This is a genomic window from Citrobacter sp. TBCP-5362 (genome assembly GCF_005406305.1).
Lineage (GTDB): Bacteria > Pseudomonadota > Gammaproteobacteria > Enterobacterales > Enterobacteriaceae > Citrobacter_B > Citrobacter_B koseri.
This window is the reverse complement of sequence record NZ_CP040234.1, coordinates 688,120-702,154: the sequence shown is the minus strand read 5'-3', so window position 1 is coordinate 702,154 and position 14,035 is coordinate 688,120. Positions and strand designations below refer to the sequence as shown.

The window sequence follows — 14,035 nt, the reverse complement described above, 5'->3', positions numbered from 1 at the left end:
AAATAATCAAAGGCCGGGGATTATATGCCGGAACGAAAGAGAAAGGTATTCACTTCTCGCCCTTGCGGGCGAGGGAAGATTTACGGCGCCGGGTTCACCAGCATTTGTCCGATAGACCCCCGGTCGGCCATTTCCAGCGTCTGGCTGTTGAAGTAGAACGGGAAGTGCGCCCAGGAAGGCTGTCCGTAATAAACCAGTAATTCCACCTGTCCGTCCACCCATACCGTATCTTTCCAGCCCCGATCTTCCGGGAACGGCATGGCGCCATTGACGTTGCGGATCAGGAAAGAGACACCCTCAATATGGAAAGGCTGCGGCATATCGGCGCGAACGGTCCAGCGCTCCCAGGAACCTTGCTGGGCGGTGATATCAATGCGGTTGACGTCCCACAATTGCCCGTTGATGCCGGGATCGTCCCCGAGGCTAATATCCCGGCTGCGAATCGGCGCGCCGCTGACAATCTCCGTTGGCAATAAACGCATCGGCAGGCTGTCAGTCACCAGCGGCAGCAACCCGGTTGGCCGTAAGGTCAGCACCAGCGTAGAGACCAGAATGCTGGAAGGTTCAAAGAAGCCACGGATGCGATCGACAATACTGGCCGCTTCCCCGCAGGTGATCGACACCTCATCGCCATTGGTCATATCGACCAGAATTTCCCGGCGTTCACCGGGCGCCAGCGACAGTTGTTTGACGGACACCGGCGCGGGTAAAAGGCCCTGATCGCCAGAAATAACATGCAGCGCGCGACCGTCGCTCATTTGCAACTGGTAACGGCGAGAGTTTGACGCATTCAGCAAGCGCAGGCGAACCCAGCCGCGGGAAACTTCCACGTAAGGACTTTGCGCGCCGTTGACCAGCAGCGTATCGCCAACAAACCCGCCGCTGCCCGGTTCGCTGTACTCCGGCGTACCGAAATTATCCAGCCGCTTATCCTGGATAATGATCGGGAAATCATCCACGCCGTAATGATTGGGGATCGGCAGCGATTTGCTGACCTCATCCTCGATCAGCCACATCCCGGCAAGGCCGTTATAGACCTGCTGCGCGGTACGGTTTGGCGTATTGGCGTGATACCACAGCACGGCGGCGTTCTGACGAATCGGCAATACCGGCGCCCAGTCAGCGTTGGGCGACATCATCCGCGCAGGGCCGCCCATCAGCGGCCCCGGCACCTGCAATCCGCTGACAGTCATGGAGACATTTTCAGTCAGACGGTTGCTGTAGATGAGCTTAACGTCATCCCCTTTCCAGACGCGAATCGTCGGCCCCAGGTAACGCCCGTTAATCCCCCAGACGGGCGCGCGCGTACCCTGCGTAAAGGACCAGTGTGCGCGCTGCAACGTCATAAACAACGGCTGCCCGCGACGGGACTCCAGCAGCGGCGGAACGGGCAGAGGCTGCTGCTGACCGGCTGCATTAGCCTTCAGCGGAACGGCACCGGCACACAGTGCGATCCCCGAAGCCTGAATGAACTGACGCCGACTGAGTGACATATAAGCTCCATTTAAAACAGACAAAGAGTGCGCAGGAAGTCGTTTCCCACAAAAACGCGATCACACTGATTCAGACTTTGCCGGTCGCTTCGCGCTCTGCAATTTCCTGATCGAGTTCTGCAATTTTTTGTTCCATCAACGAGCGGCAATGCGCCGCCAGTTCACGAACCTGATCCTTACCAAACTGGCTGATGTCCACCGGCGGCAGCATCTCTACAATCACCAGACCGTTATTCAGTCGGTTAAGCTTAATTTTATTCGATGTATTGGAAACACACACCGGAATCACCGGAACACCGGCGGCGATAGCGGCATGAAAGGCGCCGGTTTTAAACGGCAGCAGGCCACGGCCACGGCTGCGCGTTCCTTCCGGGAACATCCAGATAGAGATACGGCGCTTTTTAAAATGGCTCACCACTTCCGCGATTGTGCCGTGCGCTTTGGCACGATTATTTCGGTCAATCAACAAGTTACCTGTTAACCAGTACAGCTGGCCAAAAAACGGGATCCAGACCAGGCTCTTTTTGCCGACCGTCACCGTAGGCGGTTGCACAATGTTTGCTGCCGTCACCATATCGTAGTTGTTCTGATGGTTAGCGATATAGATAGCGTTGCCATAGCTTTCGGCATCAGCAGGCTTACGGCACTCCACCTTCAGGCCATAAAGCGGCGCCAGACGGCCAAACATATGGCCAAACGTCGCGACGTGCTTCGGGTTACGCGGGCTGAAAAGGCAGTAGATCGAACCGAAAATGCAGACAAGAATGCAGTAAATAACGGTAATGATTAGACGAAAGATATATAGCATAACAACCTCTGAAGGCCTAAGAGCGTCGCATTCTACGTCACCTGATATCAGGTTAGGGCTTTGTTAAGAGCGGCTCTCTGGAAAAGCGTATTGTTAATCGCAATGCGCGAATAAACAACGGTTTTACGGGAAATTTTATTGTTAATCCGGCCTGACAGCATCGTTAAAACCGCAGGCCGGACAAGGCGTTTACGCCGCCATCCGGCACAATGAGATGGCCTGATGGCGCTTAAAATCGCCTTATTCTTCGCTGTCGCCGTCGCGGGCGCGTCGTGGCGAGTCAATCTCAATACGATCGATGCGCTGCAAACCGCGCATCAGCGTACCGCGACGACCGCGCTCGCCGGTCACTTTTTGCAGCTCTTCAGGGCGCAGTTTGATTTTGCGCTTGCCGACATGAATCGTGAGCGTGCTTTGCGGCGGCAGAACGTAGAGCTGGGCCAGCGTATCGTCGCCTCTGGCCGCTTCCGCAGACGGAATGTTGATGATCTTGTTCCCTTTCCCCTTCGACAACTGCGGCAGATCGCTGACCGGGAACATCAACATACGCCCGGCGGCGGTGATCGCCAGCAGCATATCGGTTTCATCTTCAATCACCACCGGCGGCATAACGTGCGCGTTTTCCGGCAACGTGATCAGCGCTTTACCCGCGCGGTTGCGGGCCACCAGATCGTTAAAGGTACAGACGAAACCATAGCCGGCGTCCGAGGCCATCAGCAGTTTCTGCTCATCCCCTTCCATCAGCATATGCTCTACGGTCGCGCCCGGCGGCAGCGTCAGTTTACCGGTCAACGGCTCGCCCTGACCACGCGCCGACGGCAGCGTAATCGGGTCGATGGCGTAGCTGCGCCCGGTCGTGTCGATAAACACCACCGGCTGGTTGCTCTTGCCTTTCGCCGAGGCTTTCCAGCTGTCGCCCGATTTATAGTTCAGACCCTGCGCGTCAATATCATGGCCTTTGGCGCTACGCACCCAGCCCATCTGCGACAGCACGATCGTCACCGGTTCAGACGGCAGCATGTCATGCTCGCTCATCGCTTTAGCTTCTTCACGCTCGCGCAGTGGGGAGCGGCGATCGTCACCATACGCGTCTGAATCCGCCTGCAACTCTTTCTTCAGCAGGGTGTTCATTTTGCGCTCGGAGGCCAGAATGCCCTGCAATTGATCGCGCTCTTTCGCCAGCTCATCCTGTTCGCCGCGAATCTTCATCTCTTCCAGTTTGGCGAGATGGCGCAGTTTCAGTTCGAGGATGGCTTCGGCCTGGGTTTCCGTGATGCCAAAACGCGACATCAGCGCCGGTTTCGGTTCATCCTCATGGCGGATTATCTCAATCACTTCGTCGATATTGAGAAACGCCACCAGCAAACCTTCCAGAATATGCAGGCGCTTGAGGACTTTCTCCAGACGATAGTTCAGGCGGCGGCGCACGGTATCGCGACGGAACGCCAGCCATTCGGTCAGGATCTCCAGCAGGTTTTTCACCGCCGGGCGACCGTCCAGACCGATCATGTTCAGGTTGATGCGGTAGCTCTTTTCCAGGTCCGTGGTCGCAAACAGGTGGTTCATCACCTGCTCCATATCCACGCGGTTGGAACGCGGCACGATCACCAGACGGGTCGGGTTTTCGTGATCGGACTCGTCGCGCAGATCGTCAACCATCGGCAGCTTTTTGTTCCGCATCTGGGCGGCGATCTGCTCCAGTACGCGAGCGCCGGACACCTGGTGCGGCAGCGCGGTAATCACCACCGCGCCATCTTCTTTTTTCCATACCGCGCGCATACGCACGGAGCCGCGACCATTTTCGTAAATCTTACGGATTTCCGCACGGGAGGTGATGATTTCCGCTTCGGTCGGGTAGTCCGGCCCCTGCACGATATCCAGCACCTGCTCAAGTGTTGTTTTCGGCTGCTCAATCAGGGTGATCGCGGCTTTCGCCACTTCGCGCAGGTTATGCGGCGGAATGTCTGTCGCCATCCCAACGGCGATGCCGGTGGTGCCATTGAGCAGAATATTGGGCAGACGCGCAGGCAGCATCTTCGGCTCTTGCAGGGTGCCATCAAAGTTCGGCACCCAGTCCGCCGTCCCCTGACCGAGTTCGCTCAGCAGGACTTCCGCGTATTTCGACAGACGGGATTCGGTATAACGCATCGCCGCGAAGGATTTCGGATCGTCCGGCGCGCCCCAGTTCCCCTGCCCGTCAACCAGCGGGTAACGGTAAGAGAACGGCTGCGCCATCAGCACCATCGCTTCATAACAGGCGCTGTCGCCGTGCGGATGGTATTTACCCAGCACGTCGCCGACGGTACGGGCGGATTTTTTAAATTTGGCGCTGGCGTTCAGCCCCAGTTCAGACATCGCGTACACGATGCGACGCTGAACCGGCTTCAGTCCGTCACCAATAAACGGCAACGCCCTGTCCATGATGACGTACATGGAGTAGTTCAGATAGGCGTTTTCCGTGAATTCATGCAGCGCAAGGCGCTCTGCCATATCGCTCATTAATCGTGGTTCCTCAACTGTTAGCCTGAACAATAACCCAGTATCCGTCAGGCAATATTGCCGCAGATACTACCTTATCTGGCGCGTTGAGTCACAAAGAAAAAGGGCCGCGAGTGCGGCCCTGATGGGGTTTATTTGGCGACTTTGGTGATTTGCTTCACGTCGATTTCAACGGAATTCCAGTCTTTATCCACTTCGCCCTGGATTTCAACCAGGTCCTGCGGCGTTACGGTAACGCCGTTCCAGCGTTTGTGGTCGATATCGACATTCACCGTCCCGGTGGCATCCTTGAACAGATACAGATCGTCGGAGATACGCTCAACGATGTTGCCACGCAGGGTGACCCAGGCGTCATCACGCATTGATTTCGCGCTTTCTACGGTCGTATTACTCCCGTTCGGGCCAACAAACCCGCCGCCCTGACTTTGCGTCGCCGTCGGGCCAGAAAATCCACCTTGCTGAGCCGCCAGAACCGGAGCGGAACACAACGCCATTACGGCAACCATTGCAGCCAATTTTTTCATGACTCTCTCTCCCTTTTTACGCTGTTTCGTCTCAATTAAATAAGGTAATCCTTAACAACTTCTTAAGGCAAAAAAAGATACTTTTTTTTCTGTACAACGCGCGCCGCGACAGGGTTTACTGGCGAGAGAAAGAGTCACCGCAGGGATGAACATATGCGTATTTTACTGGTAGAAGATGACGCGCTGATTGGCGATGGCATCAAGGCGGGTTTAAGCAAAATGGGATTCAGCGTCGACTGGTTCACCGAAGGTCGTCAGGGTAAAGAAGCGCTCTACAGCGCGCCTTATGATGCGGTGATCCTCGACCTTACGCTACCGGGGATGGACGGGCGGGATATCCTGCGCGAATGGCGTGAACAGGGAAAACGCGAACCCGTACTGATTCTGACGGCGCGCGATGCGCTGGCGGAACGCGTGGAGGGGCTGCGTCTGGGAGCGGACGACTATCTGTGCAAACCTTTCGCGCTGATTGAAGTCGCCGCCCGCCTGGAAGCGCTGTTACGCCGCGCTAACGGCCAGGTGAGCAACGAACTACGCCACGGCCAGGTTACGCTCAATCCCGGTAATCTGGTCGCGACGCTGGCAGGCGATCCGCTGCCCCTGAAGCCGAAAGAGTTTGCCCTGCTGGAGCTGCTGATGCGCAACGTCGGGCGCGTGTTGCCGCGTAAGCTCATCGAAGAGAAGCTGTATACCTGGGACGAAGATGTCTCCAGCAATACCATTGAGGTACATGTTCATCACTTACGCCGTAAGCTGGGCAGTGATTTTATCCGCACCGTACACGGGATCGGCTACACCCTGGGCAACCCATGAAACTCACACAACGTCTCAGCCTGCGCGTCAGGCTCACGCTTATTTTTCTGATCCTGGCCGCCATCACCTGGGTGGCTTCCAGCTTCGTGGCCTGGAAACAGACGACCGACAACGTCGACGAGCTGTTTGATACCCAGCTCATGCTGTTTGCGAAGCGCCTTATTACTCTGGATGTCAACGAAATCTCGGCGCCTGAACGGATGGCGCAGACGCCGAAAAAATTGAAGCATGGTCATGTCGATGACGATGTGCTGGCCTTTGCGGTGTATACCGCCGACGGCAGAATGGTGCTGAACGATGGCGATAATGGCCGGGATATTCCCTACAGCTACCGTCGGGAAGGTTTTGATGACGGATACCTGAATGGCGATGACGATAAATGGCGTTTTGTCTGGCTGACCTCTGCGGATGGCAAGTACCGTATCGTCGTCGCTCAGGAGCTGGAGTACCGCGAGGATATGGCGCTGGCGATTGTCACCGCGCAGCTAACGCCGTGGCTGATCGCGCTTCCGCTGATGCTGCTCATCCTGATTGTGCTGCTTAGCCGGGAGCTCAGGCCGCTGAAAAAGCTCGCCCAGGCGCTGCGTTTGCGCTCCCCGGAATCGGAAGAGCCGCTTGACGATAAGGGTGTGCCAAGTGAGGTTCGTCCGTTAGTCGGCGCGCTCAACCAGTTATTTGCCCGTACGCATTCGATGATGGTGCGCGAGCGGCAATTCACGTCAGACGCGGCGCATGAGTTACGCAGCCCGCTCACTGCGCTGAAAGTACAAACCGAGGTGGCGCAACTCTCGGACGACGACCCGCAGGCGCGTCAAAAAGCGCTCATGCAACTGCATACGGGGATTGAGCGCGCCACGCGCCTGGTAGACCAGCTCTTAACCCTTTCACGGCTCGACTCGCTCGATAACCTGCAAGATGTCGCGGAAGTCTCGCTGGAGGCGCTACTGCAATCCGCCGTGATGGATATCTGGCAACCGGCCCAGCAGGCGCATATTGACGTGCGCCTGCACGTTAACGCCCACAACGTCACACGCACGGGCCAACCGCTGCTGCTCAGCCTGCTGGTGCGCAATTTGCTGGATAACGCCATTCGTTACAGCCCACAGGGCAGCGTGGTGAACGTGACGCTGAATGCCCGGTATTTTACCGTCCGGGATAATGGCCCCGGCGTTTCGCCGGCGGTGCTGGCGCGTATCGGCGAACGATTCTATCGCCCGCCAGGGCAGAGCGTCACCGGCAGTGGCCTGGGTTTGTCGATTGTCCGCCGCATCGCCTCGCTGCATGGGATGAGCGTCTCGTTTGGCAATGCGCCGGAAGGAGGCTTTGAAGCCGTAGTAACCTGGTGATCGCGAGATTATTGCGCAATGAGCAAAAGACTTTGCACATTTTGCTCATTTCACCGGGCCGCTCATCTGCGTAAAATCTGTTTCAAACGCATTCCTGAGAGGACAAATAATGAGCAACATTCTGATTATCAACGGGGCGAAAAAATTTGCGCACTCCAATGGTCAGTTGAACGATACCCTGACCGAAGTGGCGGATGGCCTTCTGCGCGACCTCGGGCATGATGTTAAAATCGTCCGCGCTGAAAGTGATTACGATGTCAAAGCCGAAGTACAGCACTTCGTCTGGGCTGACGTGGTTATCTGGCAGATGCCTGGCTGGTGGATGGGCGCGCCGTGGACCGTAAAAAAATACATGGATGACGTCTTTACCGAAGGCCACGGTACGCTGTACGCCAGCGATGGCCGCACCCGTTCGGACGCGTCAAAAAAATACGGCTCCGGCGGTCTGATTCAGGGGAAAAAATACATGCTTTCTCTGACCTGGAACGCACCGATGGAGGCTTTCACCGACAACGATCAGTTCTTCCACGGCGTTGGCGTGGATGGCGTATACCTGCCGTTCCACAAGGCCAATCAGTTCCTCGGAATGGAAGCGCTGCCGACCTTTATCACCAATGACGTCATCAAAATGCCGGATGTCCCGCGTTATATCGCAGAATATCGCAAGCATCTGAGCGAGATTTTTGGTTAACTAGTAGCCTGGAATTAGAAGGAGTTAACCATGCTTACTGTCATTGCTGAAATCCGTACCCGTCCAGGTCAACATCACCGTCAGGCGGTACTGGATCAGTTTGCCAAAATCATTCCGACCGTGCTGAAAGAAGAGGGTTGCCACGGCTACGCGCCGATGGTCGATCACGCTGCGGGCGTGGCCTTTCAGACGACCGCACCTGACTCAATCGTGATGGTTGAACAGTGGGAAAGCGTTGCGCATCTCGAAGCGCATTTGCAAACCCCGCATATGAAAGCCTACGCCGAAGCCGTTAAAGGCGACGTGCTGGAAACAAGTATCCGTATTCTGGAGTCAGGCGTTTAAGTTTTGCGCTAAATGCCGGATGGCGCTTCGCTTATCCGGCCTACAGCACGACACTAACGCCGGATGGCGCTCCGCTTATCCGGCCTACAGCGCATTCCCCGAATGTAGGCCCGGTAAACGCAGTGCCACCGGGCAATTCCGGGCAATATGGTTACCAGTACAGCTTCCAGCACTGGGTAAAACGCGTTAACGCTTCCACGTAGAAATAATCCCCCCAGCTTGCACACTCATCGACCCCTTTGTTGCTCGAAAGGTGGTACACCGAATGTTTCAACAGCCCGTTCCCCTTCTCATTTTTCGCCATCAGATAGCGCTTCGTTAGCGATGACATGATTCCCATCGCCCACTGCTGATAACACTCACGATCCGGATCGGTCACGGGCAGGTGTTTGATCAACTCCAGCAGGCCGCACACAGCAATCGCCGCCGACGAGGCGTCACGCAGCGCGTCTGTCCCCACCAGCGCCAGATCCCAATGGCAGACCGCGTCTTCCGGCAGGCGATTAAGGAAATAGTTCGCCAGCTTTTTCGACAGCGCCACCATCTCTTTGTCGCCCGTGTAGATATAGCTCAGCAGGAAGCCATAAATCCCCCACGCCTGACCGCGCGACCAGCATGAATCATCCGCATAACCCTGCTGGGTGTTGCCGTAACGCGGCGCGCCGGTTTTCACATCCATGTAGTAAGTATGGAAGGTAGACGCATCTTCACGGATCAGGTATTTCGCGGCCTGCGCCACATGGGCTTTTGCCGCCTCGGCAAAACGCGGATCGCCCGTCTGCTCGCTCGCCCAGTACAGCAGCGGCAGGTTCATGTTGCAGTCGATGATCATCCGCCCGGCCTGTTCGGGATCGTTAAGATCGCCCCACGCCTGGATAATCTGCGCCTTTTCATGGAAACGCTCCAGTAGCGCTTCCGCCGCCATCAGCGAAAAACCACGCGCATCACGGTTGCCCGTCAGTCGCCAGGCTGCGACGCAGGACAGGGTATAAAGGAACCCCAGATCGTGGGTGTTGGTGTCGTGGCGTCCGGCAATACGCAGGCCAAAAGAACGCACATGTTTTTCCGCCAGTTCACGATATTTCGCCTCGCCGCTCATCTCCCACGCCAGCCACAGTTGCCCGGTCCAGAAGCTGGTAGTCCACTCAACGTTATCAGTTAACGGGTAATAACCGTTAACGCAGGTTTCGGCAGGAAATTTTTCACCGAATTCCGTTAAATGACGGCTAATCAGTTCGAGGACGTGTTCACGCGCACTGATCATTTCATCCTGAAAAGTTCCGGCATCAACCGGGCTGCCAGGAAATGCGCGCAACGTTTCCTCAACGATATGATTTAACATATTTCGGTTCCTTCTAAATTAAACCCAATGAAATTTAATGCGCCGTATTATTTTCGGCGATCTCAATAGCAGTACGATGGCGGGATTTACTCTGACATGCCGATAAGGTAAATGCCGAAATAAGCGTAAAGGTCAGCGCAATAATCCCCATGATGATATACGTTTTCTCAAAACCAATTCGGTCATACATTAATCCGGCAGGTGAAGAGATCACCACATTGCCGACATACAGCATTGCCTGATAGCCCAATAAATACATGGTCGCATTGACGCGTTTATCAAAGTGTTCAGCAATGTATTTAAAGACCGAAACCAACAGCAGACAGATTTCCAGACCATACAGCGGCTTCAGTACGGAGATGAGCAGGTGTGAATCACACAGCCCGGAAATAATCAGACGCGCGCCAACCAGCGCCCCCACAATCAACAAACCGCGTTTAGCGCCGATCGCGTTAACAAATAATGGAACCACCATATACATGACAAATTCCATTCCCGACTGCACGGTTCCCAGATAGCCAAACACCGCGTTGCCTTCATGTACGTCAGAGAAGAAGGTGACAAAGTAGCGGGAGAACTGCTGCTCTGCGATAAACATCATCCACGCCACGCCGGCGACGTACAGGCAGAACGCCCAGAACTTACGGCTGCGCAACAGCGCGTAGACATCCGCCGGGACGATTTTCTCTTTTGTCAGCACGTCCGCTGCGTTTGCCGCATTCACATTCACTTTCAGACTCAGCAGTACCACCAGCATCACTACCGACGCCACGCTGCCCATAATGAAGTTATACGCCGGAGAGAGGTTAAACAGCAGGCCGGAAAACGACGACGCCACCGCCCACCCCAGCGAGCCCCACATGCGGATTTGGCCAAACTCCATGCCGTTAAGACGGCTGAAGCGGTCAGAGTAGGATTCACAAGCCGCCACGCCAGCATACCAGGCAAAGCTCAGGTAAATCGCGCCGATAACAATGCCCAGCATGGTGTTTGAAAGCAATAATGGCTGATAAACATAAATAAAGAATGGCGCCATTAGTGCCGACATCATCACAACAAAATAGAGCAGGTATTTGCTCATGCCGATTTTATCGAGAATGTAGCCATAAATGGGCTTCAGAATGACCGCAAAAATACCGTTTACCGCAAACACCGTACCAATAACCGTGCCGCTTAGCTGTGCTTTCTGCCCCAGCCAGATGGCCAGTAAACCAATACTGGCAGACCAGGTAAAAAAATAGAGGAATATAAAGCTACTGATTTTATAATATTCAGTTCTGTTATTTGTTGAACAATTTTTCATACCATCCTCGCCAACGTGTAGGGGCCAGAGTTTTATAAAAAGAACGATAACTGGCGTGCGCTTTCTGGTTCGCGAATAACCACCTGGTTATCGTTTATTTGCAGTTGCGGAATTGCCGTATATTTTTTCTGTTGCCCGGAAGCAGAAACCGCGCAACACAGCCAGCTTTCGCCCTGTGCAATCTCTGCGGTAAGCAGTGGAATCGCGGCGCATTGTGCAAACATAATGCTGCTGTTCGGCGGCGTAATAATGCTGTCCGGCTGGCGGGCCAGCGCGGGCGACAGATCGACGATCGTGCTGCATCCATTCTCCGCCGCCAGGTAGCATCCGCGCTCACTGAGCTGATGCGCCGCTTTCATCACCGCAAAGCCGCCTTCCACGGTTTGCAACGTTCGCGCGCTGTGGATGCGGTGCAGGCGAAGATGCCACTCGCCGAAGGGCGCCAGCCAGGTCTCGACAGTGACGTCATGCCACGGAGACCAGCGGGAAAAAATAAAATTCTCATCGACCCGCACTTCGTCGCAGCGACGGCGGCCACGGAAATAGTTGTCGCCATCCGCCAGCAGCAGCATGGAGTCGCACGCCGCATGTTTAAGGCCATAGCGTCCGCGTTCAATGGTGAAACCAAAACGGCTGGAGTAGGCAAACTTCGTGTATTTCGCTTCGGTGTTAACGTAGTTATTCAGTTCAAGCTGGCCCGAAGTCAGCATCGTGACATGGTCTGAATTCTCACTGTGCTGCAAAATTTGTGCGGCATGGGGAATAACGTGTTTTTCTGCACATTGCGGCAGCGGGAGTTCTTCGGCCTGCCAGAAGGCGTGATCGTCCGGCAAGGCGAGGATCAAAAAAACCTTCAGCGCCCAGTAAGGGGAGCCCGGCGAGTTGTAATCTTCACACATCGCCAGATTCGGATAAGCAAACCCCAACGTCAGAATGCCGTCACGATCGACGATCGGCTGCTGCTGCCACCAGCGCAGATGCCGCAGGATCACCCCTTTAATCACGCCCGGCGAGAAGACATCCAGCTCAGCAAACGCCGCCGCGCTCCAGAACGCGACCATCGCAAAGCGATAGGTCAGACTGCGGCCAAACGGTACGGATGCGCCATCTGCTGCCGACATGTAGATAAAATCAGCGGCAAACAGGCGAGCGCGTTCGCGCAGGGTGACGGCACGGGCAGCATCTTCCGGGTTCAGCGTGGCGTACAACAGCCCGTAAAAATGGAAAGCCATTGAAATGTAGTAATCTTTTGGGCGACCGGGGCCATCGGCATACCAGCCGTCACCCAGGTAGTACGCTTCCATCATCGTAAAACGGCGGTCGATCGCCGCCTGATCGAACGGCAGCCCGGCACGTTTGAAACCCAACTGGACGATAATCGCAAAGTAGTTCCAGTTGCTGTCCGGCATTTGCGCGTCGGTGATCTGGTTTAGCCAGCGATGAAGATTCGCCAGTTCCGTTTCGCTGAACTTGTCGGTTAAACGCGTTTGCAACAACGCCAGGCCGAGACCGTAGACGGCCATCTCAACCAGACGCTGATCGTAAGGGTCGGTATCGCCCCAGTAGTGCGGACTGAGTGGATCGGTGCCGAGTTTAATCGCCTGAATATACTTATCAGCAAACGGCACCTCAGCGCCGCCAGCCATCAGAGGAAACAGACCCCATAACGCTCTGGAGAGCCCTTCCATGCAGGCGATATCCACACTGTAGTGCGCGCAGGTGTCACCCAGTGAAAACTGCGCCGCTCCTGCGGGAAACTGTTTATCCAGCGCGCTCAGCATCGTTGTGACGGCGCTGATTACGTCTTCACGGAATGACAATGGATTTGATTTTTCTTCAGTTGCCGACCACATACTCTGCCCCTCTGAATTAAGTGGCTAAAGGATAGTGAATCGCCGACAAGCGGAAATGTTATCTCAATCACACCAATAGAATTAAAATAAAACAGTGATTGAAAAAATTTAAAAACAAGGTTTATAAACCAGAATTCAGAGGCAAAAATTTAAATCTGTTGCACTATGAATGCACCCTCATCTCAGGAACATCTGGAACTGATCGCGCTCAATGACGCCATTGCGTCATTTAGTCGATTATTTGCTAACTCGGTTCGCTATCACCACTGGCATCAGTGTCTGGAGGTGCTGTATGTGGAGGAAGGATTTGGCGTGGTGATCGTCGATCACCAGCAATACACCATGCGGCCAGGTCGATTATTCTTTTTCCCGCCCTTTACCCTGCATAAAATCATGGTGGATGAGCAGGCGCAAGACCACTACCGCCGAACCATTATTCACCTCGATCAGCATGCGGTACTGAAAGTGCTGCGCGATTTTCCGCTTAATCAACAGCGTCTGCAAAGTCTGACCGTACGTGGCGGCGAGGCCAGAGTATTCGATGTGGCGGATATTCACCCGCACGTTGATTTTCTCTTCAGCCGTTACGAGAAAATGGCAGCGCTCAAGCCGCTTAACGCCGAACAGATTTCCTGCCTGTTATTGAGTTTATTTAGCCTGTTGCCCGAAGATAACGTCAATATGACGGAGATTGGCACCGGAATAGCAAGCCAGGTGATGTTCTGGCTGGATGAAAATTACACCCGTAAATTCAGCCTCAGCGAGCTGGCAGAAGAGTCAGGAAAATCAAAAAGCTACATTTCCCGGCGTTTTCATTTTGAAACCGGTGAAAGCATCCTCAATTACCTCAATACCCTTCGGTTACGCAAAGCCTGTGAAGCGTTGTTACACAGCGAGGAGAGTGTGCGGGAGATTGCCCGACAAGTGGGGTTTTCAGACGTGACGTACTTTATTAGCGCCTTTGGCAAAGGGATTGGCGAAACGCCGTTACAGTATCGCAAGCGGCATAGACAGTAAC

12 protein-coding genes are annotated in these 14,035 nt (G+C 54.8%); 5 read left to right on the top strand and 7 right to left on the bottom strand.

Annotated elements, in window-relative coordinates; translation table 11 throughout:
• Positions 1–80 precede the first annotated feature (80 nt).
• The 4 genes from ftsP to FD428_RS03365 form a co-directional block, all read right to left on the bottom strand.
• A complete protein-coding gene (gene ftsP, locus FD428_RS03380; RefSeq protein ID WP_012135149.1) occupies positions 81–1,493 on the bottom strand; it encodes a cell division protein FtsP in 1,413 nt (470 codons plus the stop codon).
• A 70-nt stretch (positions 1,494–1,563) separates the two neighbouring features.
• Positions 1,564–2,301 carry a 1-acylglycerol-3-phosphate O-acyltransferase gene (gene plsC / locus FD428_RS03375; protein WP_047461176.1) on the bottom strand — a complete coding sequence of 246 codons (738 nt, stop codon included), beginning with the start codon at positions 2,299–2,301 and terminating at the stop codon, positions 1,564–1,566.
• 240 nt (positions 2,302–2,541) lie between these two features.
• A complete protein-coding gene (gene parC, locus FD428_RS03370) occupies positions 2,542–4,800 on the bottom strand; it encodes a DNA topoisomerase IV subunit A (protein ID WP_012135151.1) in 2,259 nt (752 codons plus the stop codon).
• A gap of 131 nt (positions 4,801–4,931) precedes the next feature.
• The gene (locus tag FD428_RS03365) at positions 4,932–5,324 is read right to left on the bottom strand and encodes a YgiW/YdeI family stress tolerance OB fold protein (protein ID WP_012135152.1); all 393 of its coding nucleotides are present in this window, start codon (positions 5,322–5,324) and stop codon (positions 4,932–4,934) included.
• Positions 5,325–5,477: 153 nt separating this feature from the next.
• Here FD428_RS03365 and qseB point away from each other — a divergent pair, with 153 nt between their 5' ends.
• From qseB to FD428_RS03345, 4 genes are all read left to right on the top strand, one after another.
• Positions 5,478–6,137 (top strand): quorum sensing response regulator transcription factor QseB, encoded by a 660-nt coding sequence (gene qseB / locus FD428_RS03360; RefSeq protein WP_012135153.1) that lies wholly within the window; start codon positions 5,478–5,480, stop codon positions 6,135–6,137.
• Positions 6,134–7,483 carry a quorum sensing histidine kinase QseC gene (gene qseC, locus FD428_RS03355; protein ID WP_049009955.1) on the top strand — a complete coding sequence of 450 codons (1,350 nt, stop codon included), beginning with the start codon at positions 6,134–6,136 and terminating at the stop codon, positions 7,481–7,483. Before qseB ends, qseC begins: the two co-directional genes overlap by 4 nt.
• A 109-nt stretch (positions 7,484–7,592) precedes the next feature.
• A complete protein-coding gene (locus tag FD428_RS03350) occupies positions 7,593–8,174 on the top strand; it encodes an NAD(P)H-dependent oxidoreductase (RefSeq protein WP_047461170.1) in 582 nt (193 codons plus the stop codon).
• Positions 8,175–8,204: 30 nt separating this feature from the next.
• Positions 8,205–8,519: a putative quinol monooxygenase gene (locus FD428_RS03345; protein ID WP_012135156.1), complete on the top strand. Its 315-nt coding sequence runs from the start codon at positions 8,205–8,207 to the stop codon at positions 8,517–8,519.
• Positions 8,520–8,670: 151 nt separating this feature from the next.
• On the opposite strand, the gene FD428_RS03340 is transcribed toward FD428_RS03345, so the two are convergent.
• From FD428_RS03340 to FD428_RS03330, 3 genes are read right to left on the bottom strand one after another with little or no spacing between them, the layout of a single operon-like run.
• A complete protein-coding gene (locus tag FD428_RS03340) occupies positions 8,671–9,861 on the bottom strand; it encodes a glycoside hydrolase family 88 protein (RefSeq protein ID WP_114848339.1) in 1,191 nt (396 codons plus the stop codon).
• A 34-nt stretch (positions 9,862–9,895) separates the two neighbouring features.
• The gene (locus FD428_RS03335; RefSeq protein WP_012135158.1) at positions 9,896–11,164 is read right to left on the bottom strand and encodes an oligosaccharide MFS transporter; all 1,269 of its coding nucleotides are present in this window, start codon (positions 11,162–11,164) and stop codon (positions 9,896–9,898) included.
• A gap of 32 nt (positions 11,165–11,196) precedes the next feature.
• Positions 11,197–13,017: a DUF2264 domain-containing protein gene (locus FD428_RS03330; protein ID WP_114848340.1), complete on the bottom strand. Its 1,821-nt coding sequence runs from the start codon at positions 13,015–13,017 to the stop codon at positions 11,197–11,199.
• A gap of 165 nt (positions 13,018–13,182) precedes the next feature.
• Here FD428_RS03330 and FD428_RS03325 point away from each other — a divergent pair, with 165 nt between their 5' ends.
• The gene (locus FD428_RS03325; RefSeq protein WP_012135160.1) at positions 13,183–14,034 is read left to right on the top strand and encodes an AraC family transcriptional regulator; all 852 of its coding nucleotides are present in this window, start codon (positions 13,183–13,185) and stop codon (positions 14,032–14,034) included.
• Position 14,035: the final 1 nt, after the last annotated feature.